A 15,767-nucleotide genomic window follows, 5' to 3' on the forward strand; every position below is an offset into this window, starting at 1 on the left:
CAAGATGAAGTATTGGATAGTATTGAGTGCCTGGCTGCTGGCGGCCAGCGGCAGTTTACAGGCGGCCGAGCAGAAGCTGAGCCAACAAGAGGAACAGCAACTGGGGCAGATCCGCAGCATTTTGGTCAAGCATCCGGAGATCATTCCCGGCGTGCTCGGCAGCATAGAGTCTTATGTGGAGCAGCGACAGTTGCAGCAGCAAGCGCTGGCCAAGCACAAGGACTGGCTGTTCAACAACCCGCAGATGCCGACCATGGGCAGCAGCAAGCCTGAGTTGCAACTGGTGGTGTTTACCGACTACAACTGCCCCTACTGTAAGCGGATGGAACTGGAATTTGCCAAGCTTTTAAAGGAGTTCCCAAACTTACAGGTGGTCAATGTGTTTGTACCATTGAGGCAGATAAAGGCCCAGGGCACTGAGCTTTCTTCCGGCGCCTTTGCCCTCGAGGTTTGGCAGCAGGATCGCAAGGATTTCCCCCGGGTACATGAACTCTTGATGGCCAAGAATGGCATGCACACAGGGAACTCACTGCAGCAGGTCGCCAAGGCCACGGGCACGGAACAATACCTCAAGCCCAGCTCGAGCGCCGACGAGTTGATGCATACCAATGTGAGAGTCTTCTCTGAACTGGGCTTTGGCGGCACGCCGACTCTGCTCATAGGTGATGAAGTGATCCCCGGCTATATCGACTATGCCACCCTCAAGGCCGTGGTGCAGCAGGTGCTGGAGCGCCAAGGGTAATTGGCTTGCGGCAGTTATCGCCTTTCTGGGATAATTGCCCGTCGCCGGGGCGAGCGCCCCGGCTTTCCCCGCACAGATGATTAAGAGTCGAGATGAAACACGTAAGCCTGCAGCTGACCGAAGATGGGTCACATACTCTATTTAATGCCGAGCTCAATGAGACCTACCACTCCCACAAGGGGGCGTTGGCCGAATCCCGTTATGTGTTTATCCACGCCGGGCTCGAGCAGGTGTTGCAGGACTTTGACCATCTGGCGATTCTGGAAGTGGGCTTTGGCACCGGGCTCAATGCCCTCATGACCCTAGGTAAGGTGCTGGAGCTGACAAAGGCGCGTCAGCAGAGTGGCTTGGCGCCGCTGCCGGTGCGCTATGTCACCATAGAGCCTTATCCCTTGTCCGCTGAGCTGATTGAAGGGCTGAACTACAAGGGCATGCTGCCCGGCTGGTATGCGCCGCTGTTCGATGCCTTGCACGCCGCCCCCTGGGATCAGGATGTGGAAGTCATGCCGGGTTTTGTGTTGCGTAAGGTCAAGGGCAAACTGGAGCAGCTCGAGTGGCAGGGCGAACCCTTCAACTTGGTGTATTACGATGCCTTCGCCCCCAGCAAGCAGCCGGATGTATGGGCGCTGGATAACTTCAAAAAGTGCTATGGGTTGCTGGAGCAGGGCGGCTTATTGGTGTCTTACTGCGCCAATGGCCAGTTCAAGCGAGATCTCAAGGCCGCCGGTTTTCAGGTTAAAGCTTACCCGGGAGCCCTGGGCAAGCGCGAGATGACCCGCGCCTGGAAGTTAGACCCGCTTTAAGCTGCGACGCAGGCCGGGCAAGGCCTCCAACGAGCACAGCAGCAGCCCGGCCCAGATGAGGGAGAAACTCACCAGTTTCACCTCGTCAAACACCTCACCAAAGATGACTACCGCCAGCAAAAATTGCAGGCTGGGCTCAATGTATTGCAGCAAACCCACCATGGACAGACTCGTGTATCTCAGCGCCAGGCTGAATAGGATCAGCGGCGCCAGCGTCACGGGCGCCGAGCCGATATAGAGCATAATGCCTTCGCTGCCGCCAGCCAGTGCGGCGCTTTGCTCTGTGGCCAGCAGATAACAGAGGTAGCCCAAAGCAAAGGGAGTCAGCAGCAGTGCTTCCAGGGTAACCGAGGTGAAGGAGTCAAAGCGGATAAACTTTTTCAGCAGCCCGTAGAGGGCAAAAAAGCTGCCCATCACCAGAGACAACCAGGGCAGGCTGCCGTATTGATATACCTGCCAGCCAATACCGGCAATGGCCAGCACCACGGCGGCCAGTTGCGCCTTGCTCAGCTTGTCGCCGAGGAACAGCACCCCTAGAGCGATGGCAAACAGAGGATTGATAAAGAATCCCAGGCTGGCCGCCAGTACCTGACCATGGGTCAGAGCCCAGGTGAAGCTGACCCAGGAGATACACATGATAAGCCCGGCGGCAAAGCACAGCAGCAATGAGCGTTTATCGCGCCACAGCGCGCCAAAGGCTGGTAATGGTCGTCTCAGCAGGACAAAGATCAGCAGCATAAAGGGCACAGACCAGATGACCCTGAAGGCCAGCAACTCGAAGATGGCCGCATCCGGCAGCAATTGATAGTAGAGGGGTAATATTCCCCAAAGCACGAAAGAGAAGGCCGCCAGAGCGTTTCCCTTGAGAGAGCTGGACATGATTGTCACCGAAACAACACAATACTCGGATATGGCGGCTATTCTGGCATGGCCCTTATAAAAGGGAAGTGAATTAACTCACTGTTTAAAAAATCTTTTCATTCTGTTTAAACCAGTGACGGCGCTGGAGCTGCATTTCCAGTAACTCAGTATCAGAAGCGGGAAAATTATTCGTTTCCGTTGCCGCCAGCTGGCCTCGGGCCACTATCTCAAACCCCAGAGCCTGATAGCAGCGGCGGGCCGCGAGATTGTCATGGAACACAGCTAGGCTCAGATGCGTAACCTTGGGATCGGCAAAGGCGCGTTCTATACCCTGACGCATTAACTCCCGCCCCAGCCCCTTGCCTCTATGCTTGGGTGAGCAGATAACCCGGCATAGCCGGATCTCATCGGGTTTTCTGGCCAGCAGTTCCAGATAGCCCAGCAGCGAGTCGCTGTCCAGGCTAGCTTGGTCACCGGCTTCGACTCTTGTCAGCGCCAAAGGAGCGAGGTTTGACTGGGCTTGATGCTGCTGCAGCTTTGATGGTGACAGCGGCCAACCCAGCCCTGGGCCTGCCCAGCGCAGACAAGCCTCTGCCGACTCTATCCAGGAGAGTAACAAACCGGCCCATTGCGGCTGAAAGGGTTGCAATATGCAGTCGGACATTGCGCGTTTCCTCCTTTGAGTTCAACTTGCCAAGTTAACCCAGGGATGGGGGAGGTGCCAGAACTGTTGGCACCAGACTGTGGGGGCCGCTGGCGCTGTGGTTATCAGGGCTTTGAGCTAAAAGTATCTAAGCCAGTATTGCCTGAGCTTCCGGCGACGGATGTTGCTCATTGCTTGCCGCAGGCTTATGCACAGGCGATCCTGTGACATGGTGAGAGTTGTGCAGCAACGTGATTTCGAGCGCGAGCCAGGGACGGTGAGCTGGCCGTTAAACAGAGACGTTATTCGAGTACGTCCGTGTAAGCTCTGCCTCGCCATCCCTGGCTCGGAAGGTCACAGTTTCACCTGTGCCTGGAATTAGGTGTATATCTGCAGAACTCTGAAATGCTTCCAGCTACTCAGTGTTAATAGAATTGCACCAATTCCCCCTCGGTGTCGCCGAAAGCCGTTGGCGCAAATAACGTGGCTGAGGCATGGATGCCGAAGCAGCGCCAGTCGAATCAGGGATGAGCGTCTGAAGCGGTAGTTATTTGCGCCATTAGGCCGAGGGGCTTTCGACACCGTGTGGGGCGGCAAGGGAGATCCAAGAGGGGATTGCTGTTGATCCCTTCTTGGTCGGGTGTGGGGCGAAGCTCCACGACTTTAGGCCGCTGGTACAGCGGCTATCATGGTTTTGAGCCAAAACTCACCAATAAACTTGGTCTTAGCTGCTCGCAAAATTGCAGCCCATCACCTGCGGTGCGCTTCTCGCACAGGCGATCCTGTGACACGGCGTTAATACGTCCCTGTAGCCTCGACGAAAACATCCTTGTTTTCGACGGTCACAGTTCCACCTGTGCCTGGAATTAGGTGTATATCTGCAGAACTCTGAAATGCTTCCAGCTACTCAGTGCTAATAGAATTGCACCAATTCCCCTTCGGAGCCGCTGCAGGTGTTGTTGCAAATTGGCGTAGCCGAGACAGGGATGTAGAGGCTCGAAGGTCGAGCAGGGCGAATGTTGCTAGGCAACAAGCTTATGAGCGCGAGCCAAGGAAGGCGAGCTGGCTGTTATGCATGGATGCACTTGCTCCACGACTTTAGGCCGCTGGTACAGTGGGTATCATGGCTTTAAGGCAAAACTCACCAAGAAACTTGGTCTTAGCTGCCAACTAAGTTGCAGCCCATCACCTGCGGTGCGCCTTCGCATAGGCGATCCTGTGACACGCTGTTAACCCATATATGGACCCATCCCGTTTGCAAGACATTTGATTTCAATTTGAGAAGAGTTCATTGCACCCATATATTCGGCCTGTTACTGAGTTAAATCTCTGGCCCTGATGGATATGTGCTTCTACTTTCCTCATCATCCTTGCGGCTTCACGATGAGCCTATGGATTCAACAGGTTTTAAGTAGAACAGTCTGACTGTCTCATCATCAAATCAATTGTCACCGCAACTTGGTGATAGGTTGGCATTATCTTACTTCACAACCTGATTTATAAGCTTCATGTCGCCGGCCGATACGTTTCTTCTTTGGCCGCTATGACCCAGGCAATTCTGGCAAGCTTGTTGGCTACTGCAACGCAGGCGCGATTAAAGCCTCGACGCTCCACGAGGGCCTTCGCCCACAGGCTGAGCTTATCGGTTTTGTGCTCGCAGTGACGCAAAATGGACCTGGCACCATGAATGAACAAGGTTCGTAGATAGGCATTGCCTCGCTTACTGATCCCCAGCAGATTATCCTTGCCGCCACTGCTGTGCTGCCTGGGCACCAGACCGCACCAAGCTGAAAAATGGCGGCCATTGTGAAATGCCTTCCCCTCCCCAACAGCGGCATAAAATGCCGTCGCAGTGACAGGACCAACCCCCAAGACGGTGCCTAATCGTTGGCAGATAGGATTATCAGCATTTTCCTGCAATACCTGCTTTTCACACCCTTTCAGCCTGTTCTCAAGTTCGACAAACTCATTATACAGTCCATGGAAAATCGCTCGACCTTTGGCTGTGAGTGCATTCTCACCGTCTTCCAAAATGTCGGGCAATTGACTGCGAAAGGCCGTTTTTCCCTTTGCCAGCACGATGCCATATTCGGCCAACATGCCTCGAACCTGATTCACCAAGGCGGTGGTTTGCTGTGTGAGTCGCTCACGAACCCTGTGCAACATCTGCACATCTTGTTGTTCGATAGATTTGGCGGGCACGAAGCGCATGTTTGGTCGCTGAGCCGCCTCCGCTATGGCAAGGGCATCGTTGTAGTCATTTTTATTTCCCTGCCGATAGGGAATGACATATTGAGGAGGGATCAACTTAACCTGATGACCAAGGGCAGTAATTTCCCTGTTCCAATAGTGAGCGCCACCACAGGCTTCAATCGCGACCAGGCAAGGTTCCAACTTAGCGAAAAAACCGAGTACTTCTTTTCGTTTAAGCATTTTCTTGCGCACCAGCTTACCTGCTTTGTTGACCGCAACAGCGTGGAACACCAACTTTGCGATATCCAAACCGATGGTTGTAATCTTCATAGTGGACCCATCCTCTTTCCAGATGACTTTCAACAAACTTCATCGTGGCCCATTGCGAGGCCGGTTAAAAGGGGATGGGTCCATTCCATTATCCATGGGCGCTCGACGAAAACGTCCCTGTTTTCGACGGTCACAGTCCCGCCTATGCCTGGAAAATAGGCGTATGTCTGTGGGTATATAAGCAATTTCAAGCAACGCTATTATTACAGAATTGCACCAATTCCCCCTCGGTGTCGCCGAAAGTCGTTGGTGCAAATAACGTGGCAACGAGCGAGAGCCAGGGATGGCGAACTGGCCTTTGTGCATGGATGCACTTGCTCCACGACTTTAGGCCGCTGGCACAGTGGCTATCATGGCTTTGAGCCCAAACCACCAATGAACTTGGTTTTAGCTGCTAGCTAAGCTGCTGGCCATCACCTGCGGTGCAGATAGGCAGAAAGCCCACCGCAGGTGCAGGAACGAAATTAGGACCTATTTCGACGGTCACAATTTTATCTGGGGCTGAAAACAGGCGCACAGATTAAACTCATGAGTTTTGGCGCTGGATAGCTTGATATCGAAGGCAAGCCTCAGAATTGCCATCTGAACTGCACATCCGGTACATGAAGATACCTGAGCTCATTCACCAGGTTATCTTTTTCATTCAGCAGCTGTTTTTTCTTCTCCAGAGTGCTGGCCTTGTCTGTCATGGACACCAGCTTCTGATCCAGATCGCGGATCTCATAGTCGATCTGACGCAGGCGGTTGCGGATCTCATCGGCGCGTTTATTGAGCTGGTATTGGCGGTAGCCGGCATTGTACTGTTCGACAAAGGCGTTGCTGGAGCAGACCCCGGCATAGCCTTCACCCGCCAGACCGACACGGTAACCATTTTCCGGCTGACAGTAATTTTGCAGCCCCTTTAGATAGCCTTCGCGCCAATCGCTATGATTGACCCGGATACCGAACTCGGCACAATCCTCGGCATAATCATTGATTCTGCTGGTATGAGCTCCATTGTTGCCATCCTGAAGCCCCAGGGAAAACCAATCTGAGTTTTGGCATTGATTGAGGTCGAGTGAACTGCATTGGGTCAGCATGAGCGCGCTCAGTGCCAACAAGATATTTTGGTATTTCATTCTGTAAATTACTGCATATCAGTTGAAAATGCCGACCATATGGCGGTGAATCGGCATAATACAGCGATTAGCTCTAATGCTGATACGTTTTAATACAAATTTACAATTTAACCTCGAAAGGGCCCAACATGTTTGCCGGATTGACCCAAGTATCAAACTCGGCCTCTGTCACCAGTCCTGACTCCAACGCAGCTTGCCTCAGACTAATGCCTCTTTGGTGGGCGTCCTTGGCGATTTGGGCAGCCTTGGCATAGCCTATGTGAGGATTGAGGCTGGTGACCAGCATCAAGGAGCGCTGCAACTGCTTGGCGATCATCTGGCGGTTGGGTTCCAGCCCCAAAGCGCAGCGCTTATCGAAGCTCAGACAGGCATCACCCAGCAATTCGGCGCTTTGCAGCAGATTGGCGGCGATGAGCGGCCGAAAGACATTGAGCTGAAATTGGCCGTTGCTGGCACCTATGCTGACGGCAAGATCGTTGCCCATCACCTGAGCCGCCACCATGGTCAGCGCCTCGCACTGAGTCGGGTTAACCTTGCCGGGCATTATGCTGGAGCCGGGTTCGTTGGCAGGCAACTGCAGTTCCCCTATACCGCAACGGGGGCCGCTGGCGAGCATGCGAACATCATTGCCTATCTTCATCAGGCTGACCGCCAGGCGCTTGAAGGCGCCGCTGAGTTCCACCATGGCATCGCTGGCACTCAGTGCCTCGAACTTGTTGGCCGCGCTGACAAACTGCTCACCACTGAATGACGATATCAGTTCGGCGGCGCGCTCGGCATAACCTGCGGGAGAATTGAGCCCAGTCCCCACGGCTGTGCCGCCAAGAGCCAATTCACGGCAGTTTGCCAACGCCTGCTCTATGGCGCCTATGCCTTTATCCAACTGAGTCACCCAGGCACTGATCTCCTGTCCCAGTGTCAGTGGGGTGGCATCCATAAAGTGGGTGCGGCCGGTCTTGGTAATATCGGCGAACTGTTGTGACTTGCGTTTAAGGGTATCGCGCAGTGCACCTATGGCCGGCAGTGTGTGTCTGCAGGTCTTGAGCACTACAGCGATATGCATGGCGCTGGGGAAGGTATCATTGCTGCTCTGGCTGCGATTGACATCATCGTTCGGGCTCAGGCTGATGGCCTTATTTGCCAGAGCCATGCCGCGATTGGCTATCACCTCGTTGAGGTTCATATTGGTTTGGGTGCCGCTGCCGGTCTGCCAAATGACCAGTGGAAAGTGCTGCTCCAGTTGGCCCGCCAAGATTTCATCGCAAACTCTGGCGATGAGCGCCGCCTTGTCCTTGGGCAGTTGCCCAAGCTCGGCATTGGTCTGGGCTGCGGCTTTTTTCAACAGGGCGAAGGCGTGGATGATGGCCTTTGGCATACTCGCTTGCGGGCCTATGGGGAAGTTTTCCAGACTGCGCTGGGTCTGGGCGCCCCAGTATTTGTCTGCCTCTACCTTGACCTCGCCCAGAGTGTCTTGCTCAATCCGATATTGCATTGCCGCCTCCTGTCGTCTGTTGCCGTCCTCAGCATAGCATGGCCTTTGGGTCTCTCCTGAAATAATCCGCCGGGTTTCCCGGTCTGGATTGGGCGGCCTGTTTCAGGCCTGGATTATGATTTTTACAAAAGGAGTAAGCATGAGAGTATCGGTTTGGTCTGCGTTATTGCTCTTGGGGACTCAGTTGGGTGCTTTGGGCTCCAGTTCGGTAATGGCGGCTCAGGCAAATGATTTTATTCAAGTATTTGAAGCACTTTCCGGTAAACATCCGGGAGAACGTAAGGGGCATGCCAAGGGAATTTGTACCATTGGCAGTTTCCAGCCAAGTGCAGAGGAGCCCTGGCTTAAGGAGTTACCTCTGTTTGCCACAGAGCAAGCTCTGCCCGCTCAGGTACGTTTTTCCATGGCGGGCGGCGATCCTTTTGTGGCCGATACCAGTCGCAGCCCAAGGGGGATAGGTGTACGCATCGAACTGCCGGATGGGCAGGTGCATCAGTTGGCCGGGCTGACCACGCCAGTGTTTCCGGGTAAAAATCCCGACAGTTTTCTTGGCTTGCTGCGCGCGTCATTGGCTCAGCGTGAGGGGGAAGCCGGCGCGGTTGCACGCTATCTACAGCAGCATCCGGATGCCGCCCGCCAGGGGCAGTGGCTCAAGCAGCACAATCCGCCGGCGGCCTATACATCGGTCAACTACTTTGGCATTCACAGCTTTATCTTTGGTAATGAAGACCAGCAAAAGCGCTTTGGTCGCTGGGAGCTTTGGCCTGTGGACAGAGAGCAGCCTCTGACCGATGCCGAGCTGGCACAATTGCCGGATGATTTTCTGCAGGACAGGTTGATACAGAGGCTGAAAACAGGACCGGCTCAGTTTGAGCTTAAACTGACCCTGGCCGAGGAGGGGGATCCCTTGCTGGACCCTTCACAGCAGTGGCCGGATAACCGGCCCAGAGTCGCCCTCGGGCGCCTGACCATAGACTCGGTTGCGGCTTCGGCCTGTGACAAGCTGAATTTTGATCCCAATGTGCTCAGTAAAGGGATTGCCGCCAGTGATGACCCTGTGCTGCGGCTGAGATCCGCGGCTTATGCTATCTCTTTCGGCAAGCGTCTAAGCGGCCAGTAACGGCAATAAAATGACAGGAACGAACCTTAAAAATGTAGCGCTTTATAGTTGTTATATGTACATTTTTTATCGTTGGGGGCGATAACAGTGTGTCAGGTTCGCTCCTGTCGAAACTTTAACGGATTAGGGTAAACTCCTGGCTCAACTGACGAATGCGCTGCTGCAGTTGCAGCAGTTCTCTCATCAGCCGGGATTGCCTGGGCCTGCTTGTTGTTTCATTCTGTGCCAGCCATTGATAAACCTGTTTGGTGGAGATCCCATGCTGACGGGCAACGTCAAACATGAGCCTGCCGTTTTGGGTCACTTCCTTAATGGCTTGCTGTCGCAGCTTCTGCTCGTTAATTTCCATACTGCCTCCTTGATGGTTCAAGAATGGTTTTCCAGAGCTGTGATTCCACCTCTGCTACTCCACATCCCATTGGCTGTAGCCCTAGTGCTTGAGGCAATGCCATAGTGAATGCCAACTGTCGCGTATTTTCATCATGACTCCTGAACAGTGGAATACTGCTTTATAGGTATGTAAGAAACATGCCAGTTTTTAATCTTCTTTTAATATGTTGATATAAAAGAAAATTGATTCATTTCATTATCGGGTGTATCTGCCTGGTGCCACCCAATAGAGTGCAGTCTGCTCTATTTTGGGACTTCATTTGATGTCAGCGCCGTGACACTTGGCTGACAATCCGGGTTAGGAAATGTCGGATTTGACTGAATCTATGCTGAACGCCGTGCGGATTTGCCGCCTCTATGGTCTCCGGGGGATTGTCTGCTTGAGGCGCTGCTATATACTTTGGCGCCAGGTAGGTTCCGCTTAGCTTGGAACAAGCAGACGAAGGAAAAATAACATGAAAAAGCGCGCTTTTCTGACAGCCCCTCTGTTGCTGGCAATGCTGGCAACTGGCTGTACCACTGTGAATCCTTATACCAATGAGCAACAGACTGCCAAGGCGACCAACGGAGCATTGATAGGTGCTGTAGCCGGCGCGGCCATAGGTGTGGCCTCCTCCAGCAAGAGCGACAGGGGCAAGGGTGCCCTGATCGGGGCAGCATCCGGCGCTGCCGTAGGCGGTGGTATCGGCTATTACATGGATGTGCAGGAAACCAAGCTGCGTCAGCAACTGGCGTCTACCGGTGTCAGTGTGACCCGGGTGGGAGATACCATAGTGCTCAACATGCCCAATGAAGTGACTTTCCAGGTCGATAAGACAGATCTCAGTAGCGGTGCCATGCGGGTATTGGACAGCGTAGTGCTGGTGGCCAAGGAATATGACAAGACTCAACTGAATGTAGTGGGTTATACCGACAGCAGTGGCTCTGAGTCCTACAACCTGAGATTGTCACAGGTTCGCGCCAGTGAGGTTGGTAATTACTTGATCCGTAAAGGTGTATCCGGACAGCGAGTATTGACCCAAGGCCGAGGTGAGGCCAGTCCAATCGCCTCCAATGCCACCCCTCAGGGACGGGCACAGAACCGTCGGGTAGAGATTATTCTTAGTCCTCTCGGTTAAGATTTTAAGTTTAAGGGTCGCTGCGGCGGCCCTTTTTATTGGGTCAAATTGTCCCTTTCTTCGGTTCTCCTTGTCAGATGGCGTGATCTTGAGGGGAATTTATGACAAGTTTTGCCGTGGTGCGTTGATTTGTGATGCGGTTTGGTTGAGTTTAGCGGCATCTGTATCTTATACACCGGAGAAAAATAAATGAAAAAGAGCGTCTGCTTACTCGCCCTGTTGCTGCCTGCCTTCTCTCAGGCGGCGGATCTGGAGTTCAGGGCCGCGGGAAGTTTGAAGACCGCCATGACGGATGTTATCGCCAGTTATCAGGCCGATGGCGGCGTTAAGGTCAATGCCCAGTTTGCCCCTTCAGGCTTGCTCAGAGGCCGAATTGAAGAGGGCGAAAAGGTCGACCTGTTTGCTTCGGCCAATATGAAACACCCACAGAAGCTGATGCAGGAAGGCAAGGGCGCGCCTGTGGTGATGTTTGCCCGTAACCGCCTGTGCGCCCTGGCGCAAGATAATGTTCCTCTGACGACAGAGAATATGCTGGATACTCTGCTGGACAGCAAGATCAAGCTGGGCACCTCCACTCCCAAGGCCGACCCTGCCGGTGACTATGCTTTCAAGGTGTTTGACCGCGCCGAAGCTATCAAGCCCGGTAGTCAGGCCAAACTGGCGGCCAAGGCGCTCAAGCTGACGGGTGGCGCCGACAGTGCCAAGGCGCCGAAAGGCAAAAATCCCTATGGCTGGGTGATGGCCAACAAACAGGCGGATGTATTTTTAACCTACTGCACCAATGCCGTATTGGCCAAGAAAGAAGTGCCTGATCTCAAGATAGTGGCGTTGCCCGAGTCGCTGGCAGTGGGTGCCAACTATGGCATGCTGGTGCTGGATAAAGCCGACTCTGCCGCCTGGCCGCTGGCCATGTATATTCTCTCTCCCAAGGGGCAATCCATTCTGGCCTCTTACGGCTTTGAAGCGCCGCTTAAGCCCTAAATCTCTATCCGGCGGAAGCGGGTTTTACTCTGGAGATATGCGAGTCAGTTGCTCTGAACTGACTCGCACTCTCTTTATGGGTATTTCACGGTTTTTTGGCCAAATCAGCTTGCGCAGGCAATTATTATCCTTCTAAAGTAGGGCATTATGTCCTTGCCAGGGGGAGCATGCTCGAAACCAAAGGCTTACCGATAGCGACAGATTATCTCGGCGACGAGGTGAGATTTATCCGCCTTTGTTATGACAGTCAGGGCTTGGATATCGAACTGAGTGTTGAGGGCAGCCGGGCATTGGTGCACTTTGACTCTGTGGTTGGCTTTCGGATGCTGGATGAAGGCGATCTGATGGAGTTCTGGACCGAGTGCAGCCTCTCCAATGGCTGGTTGTTTCGTATCTCCAACGGTGGTTGGTATCGCCAGGAGGCCGAACGCAGCGGCTTTATGGCCAGCGCCAATCTCAAGTTGCAGGAATATCTGCTGGTGAGCCGCAATGAGTGTGTCTCTGTCTTCTGTGAACAGGATGAGCCCAAGGTGCACTGGCTTAAAGACTGACCCGCTATCTTCCACAGTCAGAGGACGAACCTGGTCGCCCTCTGCTATTTCTGCAATGCGTCAAGGCCAGAGCTTCAGCAAGCCTTCAGCCCATTAGAACCTGAGCCTCAGCTCATTAAAACGAGAGTCGCCAATCCCAGGAAGGCGAACAGGCCTATTACATCCGTCACAGTCGTCAGCACCATGCCGCCGGCCAGCGCAGGATCTACATTGAGCTTTTTCAGGATCAGCGGAATACTGGCCCCTGCGAGACCGGCTACCGTCATATTGATCAACATGGCGCCGCCAATAAGGGCGCCGAGTGCCAGATCGCCTTTCCAGATCCACACGGCAGTGAATACCAGCGCCGACCACAACAGGCCATTGAGAAAGCCGATGGCTAATTCCTTGCCGATAAGCCAGCGGGAGTTGCTCTGGCCTATGTGGCCGAGGGCGATACCGCGGATCACCAGCGCCAGTGTCTGGTTGCCGGCAACGCCGCCCATGCTGGGCACTATGGTCATCAGAATTGCTATGGTGGCAAATTTTTCCAGCGTGCCTTCAAACATATTGCTGACCGAGGCGGCCAGCAGGGCGGCAAACAGGTTGAAGGTCAACCATAAAGAGCGGCGAAAGGCGCTCTTGAACACGGGGCCGAAGGTGTCTTCATCATCGTCCATCCCCGCCATACCCATCATGGAGTGTTCGGCATCTTCGCGGATAACGTCCACAACATCATCAATGGTGATCCGCCCAAGCAGATGGCCTTCGCTGTCGACCACTGGCGCCGAAACCCAGTCGTGACGCTCAAACAGTTGGGCCACTTCATTGTCCGGCATGGTGACGGGAATACTCTCAAGCTCGGGATCCATTATGCTGCGGATCCCGGCGGTGGGGTTACAGGTCAGTAGGGTGGAGAGCTTGACGCCACCGAGCAAAATATCGCGTCTATCTACCACGTAGAGGGTATCTGTGGCTTCGGGCAGCTCGCCCCTTTGGCGCAGATAACGCAGCACCACATCGACATTGACGTCAGGCCTCAGGGTCACGGTATCTGTGTTCATCAGACTACCGGCGCTGTCTTCCGGATAAGAGAGCGCCTGTTCGACCCTGGCCCTGTCTTGGGCACTCATGGAGTGCAGTACCTGTTTGTAGAGTGTATCCGGCAGGCTTCGCAGCACGTAGGCCAGATCATCGGTATCCATACCCGCGGTCGCTCGTGCCAAACACTCAGGACTCATCAGGCTGATCAGCTGGTCTTTCATATCTTCACCCAGCTCTTCGAGGATCTCGCCGCTCTGCTCCTGATCCACCAGTTGCCAGAGTACCTGACGGGTACGCGGCGGTGAAGATTCGAGAATAAAGGCGATATCCGAAGCCGTCATTCGCTGCAGCATGTCGCGCACATGCACGAACATACCACTGCTAAGAGCTTGGTTTAGTTGAGTAAGACGTTGTTCTGTCAGCTCTTGGTCGAGCGCTTCTATTGGCATGCAGTTCCCCCTGTGATGCAAAGCGAGGATATGTTACCTCAAGACAGGGGTGTTATAGAAACAAAGAGTGCAGCGCTAAGGCTTTAGCTGGCTTCGTCGAAACGGGCGTTGATCAGGGCGCAGATAGCGTCCATCGCGGGTTCGGCATCCGGGCCTTCGGCGATGAGGCGAATACTCTTGCCTTGACCGGTTTCCAGCATCAAGAGCCCAAGCACACTGGCGGCCGAGGCTTTTTTCTCGCCTTGGATCAGGGTGATATCGGCTTCGAACTCGCTGGCCAGCACCGCCAGCTTAGTGGCGGCGCGGGCATGCAGGCCCAGCTTATTGACTATGGTGACTTCCCGCTCAACCTTTGCCATTATTCAGCTCCCGGTGACGGGCCTGTACCTTGTGTTTGCTGTTGCCAAAACGCTTGGCGAGCTGCTCAGCGACATAGACAGATCTATGCTGGCCGCCGGTGCAGCCTATGGCTATGGTGAGGTAACTGCGGTTGTTGCGTTCCAGGTGCGGCAGCCAGGTTTCCAACAGATTTTCTATCTGCCAGATAAACTTGTTCACCAGTGGCTGGCGGCTGAGAAACTCCTGCACAGGTTCATCCAGCCCGGTCAGTGGCCTGAGCGCCGGCTCCCAGTGGGGGTTGGGCAGAAAGCGCACATCAAACATGAAGTCGGCTTCCTGGGGCATACCATGCTTAAAGCCGAACGACTCGAAGTTGATCACCAGTTCTTTATCGACACTGCCAAGCAGAATTTCCCGCACTGTGTCACTGAGTTCATAGATGTTCAGCGCCGAGGTGTCTATGTAGTGATCCACCAGTTTCGACATGGGTTCCAGCAGCTTGCCTTCGAGCTTGATGGCGTCCTGTAGTGAGACTTTGCTCTTGGACAGGGGGTGCAGTCTGCGGGTTTCGCTGTAGCGCTTCAGCAGCACCTTATCCGAGGCGTTGAGAAAGAAACTGGTCAGTTGGGTGTTTTCCGGCAAGGCCGCCAACTGTTGTTCCAGCACCTTTTCCTGATCCGGCATATTGCGCACATCTATGCTGATGGCGACCAGATCATTGCTGCCACGGAGGTTTTCCAACAGGCTGCCAATCATGGGCAGGGGGAGATTATCCACACAGTAGTAACCCAGGTCTTCGAGTACCCTGAGGGCAACGGATTTTCCGGAACCGGAGCGGCCTGAGACTATGGCGAGTTTCATCCTGTGATCACCTGATAGAGTTCTGTTTCGTCGCTGGATTTTCGCAACTGCTTGAGTATCGCCTTATCGCTGAGCTTTTCAGCCATGGCGGATAGGGTACTCAGGTGTTGCTGACATTGATCTGCGGGCACCAGGAGGGCGAACAGTATGTCCACCGGCTGGTTGTCTATGGCATCGAAGGCGATAGGCTCTTCGCATTTGACCAACACGGCAATCGGCTCTGTAATGTCCGGTAGTCTGCCATGCGGAATCGCAATACCATTACCTATACCTGTGCTCCCCATCTTTTCGCGGGCCAAAAGGCTTTCAAAAATCGCTTGAGAGGAAAGGGTGGGGTACTGGGCGCTAGCGAGATCGCTAATCAGCTCCAGTACCTTTTTCTTACTGCCCGGAGTGGCACAGGTAGTGCACTCCGGCCGCAGGATGGTACTCAGTTCCATCGTTAGTGTTTTGTCAGCTTTTCTTTGTGTTTAATGACCTGACGATCCAATTTATCAATCAGAACGTCGATGGCGGCATACATGTCGGCATGTTCAGAAGTTGCATAGACTTCGCCGCCTGTGAGGTGGATCTTGGCTTCGGCTATCTGTTGCAGTTTTTGTACATTGAGCACAACGTGCACATTATTGATCTGTTCGAAATGGCGTTCAAGTTTAGAAAACTTACTTTCCACGTAGTCACGCAGTGAGTCGGTGATCTCGATATGATGTCCTGTCAGGTTGATTTGCATAGAAAGATTCCTCCAATTTCCAA

The 15,767-nt window shown here is 53.9% G+C and carries 17 protein-coding genes; 6 read left to right on the top strand and 11 right to left on the bottom strand.

Annotated elements, in window-relative coordinates:
- The first annotated feature begins 4 nt into the window (after positions 1–4).
- Together ACSHSR_RS03390 and mnmC2 are read left to right on the top strand one after the other, a co-directional pair.
- The gene (locus tag ACSHSR_RS03390) at positions 5–742 is read left to right on the top strand and encodes a DsbA family protein (RefSeq protein ID WP_071237382.1); all 738 of its coding nucleotides are present in this window, start codon (positions 5–7) and stop codon (positions 740–742) included.
- A gap of 92 nt (positions 743–834) precedes the next feature.
- Complete coding sequence (gene mnmC2, locus ACSHSR_RS03395) at positions 835–1,545, top strand: tRNA (5-methylaminomethyl-2-thiouridine)(34)-methyltransferase MnmC2 (RefSeq protein WP_062794010.1); 711 nt, start codon at positions 835–837, stop codon at positions 1,543–1,545.
- Here the strand turns inward: mnmC2 and rarD are convergent.
- The 5 genes from rarD to fumC all read right to left on the bottom strand — a co-directional run bounded on the left by rarD (position 1,531) and on the right by fumC (position 8,182).
- Complete coding sequence (gene rarD, locus ACSHSR_RS03400) at positions 1,531–2,424, bottom strand: EamA family transporter RarD (protein ID WP_208143109.1); 894 nt, start codon at positions 2,422–2,424, stop codon at positions 1,531–1,533. The genes mnmC2 and rarD overlap by 15 nt on opposite strands.
- Positions 2,425–2,509: 85 nt before the next feature.
- On the bottom strand, positions 2,510–3,070 hold the full coding sequence (locus ACSHSR_RS03405; RefSeq protein WP_479631250.1) for a GNAT family N-acetyltransferase: 561 nt from the start codon (positions 3,068–3,070) through the stop codon (positions 2,510–2,512).
- Positions 3,071–4,555: 1,485 nt separating this feature from the next.
- Entirely contained in the window at positions 4,556–5,572 is a 1,017-nt protein-coding gene (locus ACSHSR_RS03410) for an IS110 family RNA-guided transposase (protein WP_039034405.1), read from the bottom strand.
- A 569-nt stretch (positions 5,573–6,141) separates the two neighbouring features.
- Positions 6,142–6,690 carry a DUF2799 domain-containing protein gene (locus ACSHSR_RS03415; RefSeq protein WP_208140879.1) on the bottom strand — a complete coding sequence of 183 codons (549 nt, stop codon included), beginning with the start codon at positions 6,688–6,690 and terminating at the stop codon, positions 6,142–6,144.
- A gap of 100 nt (positions 6,691–6,790) precedes the next feature.
- Positions 6,791–8,182 carry a class II fumarate hydratase gene (fumC, locus tag ACSHSR_RS03420; protein WP_479631251.1) on the bottom strand — a complete coding sequence of 464 codons (1,392 nt, stop codon included), beginning with the start codon at positions 8,180–8,182 and terminating at the stop codon, positions 6,791–6,793.
- 139 nt (positions 8,183–8,321) lie between these two features.
- Here fumC and ACSHSR_RS03425 point away from each other — a divergent pair, with 139 nt between their 5' ends.
- Complete coding sequence (locus ACSHSR_RS03425) at positions 8,322–9,302, top strand: catalase family peroxidase (RefSeq protein ID WP_342197333.1); 981 nt, start codon at positions 8,322–8,324, stop codon at positions 9,300–9,302.
- 115 nt (positions 9,303–9,417) lie between these two features.
- On the opposite strand, the gene ACSHSR_RS03430 is transcribed toward ACSHSR_RS03425, so the two are convergent.
- The gene (locus tag ACSHSR_RS03430) at positions 9,418–9,651 is read right to left on the bottom strand and encodes a transposase (protein ID WP_208185075.1); all 234 of its coding nucleotides are present in this window, start codon (positions 9,649–9,651) and stop codon (positions 9,418–9,420) included.
- Between the two features lie 496 nt (positions 9,652–10,147).
- Between ACSHSR_RS03430 and ACSHSR_RS03435 the strand changes: the two genes are divergently transcribed.
- The 3 genes from ACSHSR_RS03435 to ACSHSR_RS03445 all read left to right on the top strand — a co-directional run bounded on the left by ACSHSR_RS03435 (position 10,148) and on the right by ACSHSR_RS03445 (position 12,342).
- Positions 10,148–10,810, top strand: coding sequence for a YiaD family glycine zipper/OmpA-like lipoprotein (locus ACSHSR_RS03435; RefSeq protein WP_025011756.1), 663 nt, complete (start codon positions 10,148–10,150; stop codon positions 10,808–10,810).
- A 189-nt stretch (positions 10,811–10,999) separates the two neighbouring features.
- On the top strand, positions 11,000–11,791 hold the full coding sequence (locus tag ACSHSR_RS03440) for a molybdate ABC transporter substrate-binding protein (protein ID WP_025011757.1): 792 nt from the start codon (positions 11,000–11,002) through the stop codon (positions 11,789–11,791).
- 167 nt (positions 11,792–11,958) lie between these two features.
- Positions 11,959–12,342 carry a hypothetical protein gene (locus ACSHSR_RS03445; protein WP_115389763.1) on the top strand — a complete coding sequence of 128 codons (384 nt, stop codon included), beginning with the start codon at positions 11,959–11,961 and terminating at the stop codon, positions 12,340–12,342.
- Between the two features lie 107 nt (positions 12,343–12,449).
- Here the strand turns inward: ACSHSR_RS03445 and mgtE are convergent, their stop codons facing one another.
- The 5 genes from mgtE to hpf all read right to left on the bottom strand — a co-directional run bounded on the left by mgtE (position 12,450) and on the right by hpf (position 15,744).
- Entirely contained in the window at positions 12,450–13,814 is a 1,365-nt protein-coding gene (gene mgtE / locus ACSHSR_RS03450) for a magnesium transporter (protein ID WP_115389764.1), read from the bottom strand.
- Positions 13,815–13,897: 83 nt separating this feature from the next.
- Positions 13,898–14,173, bottom strand: a complete 276-nt coding sequence (locus ACSHSR_RS03455; protein WP_025011760.1) for an HPr family phosphocarrier protein — start codon at positions 14,171–14,173, stop codon at positions 13,898–13,900.
- On the bottom strand, positions 14,160–15,014 hold the full coding sequence (rapZ, locus tag ACSHSR_RS03460) for an RNase adapter RapZ (protein ID WP_028779520.1): 855 nt from the start codon (positions 15,012–15,014) through the stop codon (positions 14,160–14,162). The genes ACSHSR_RS03455 and rapZ overlap by 14 nt, the downstream gene beginning before the upstream one ends.
- Entirely contained in the window at positions 15,011–15,454 is a 444-nt protein-coding gene (gene ptsN / locus ACSHSR_RS03465) for a PTS IIA-like nitrogen regulatory protein PtsN (protein WP_025011762.1), read from the bottom strand. The genes rapZ and ptsN overlap by 4 nt, the downstream gene beginning before the upstream one ends.
- Before the next feature lie 2 nt (positions 15,455–15,456).
- Entirely contained in the window at positions 15,457–15,744 is a 288-nt protein-coding gene (gene hpf, locus ACSHSR_RS03470) for a ribosome hibernation promoting factor (RefSeq protein ID WP_025011763.1), read from the bottom strand.
- Positions 15,745–15,767 lie beyond the last annotated feature (23 nt).

Source organism: Shewanella sp. VK101 (assembly GCF_056497865.1).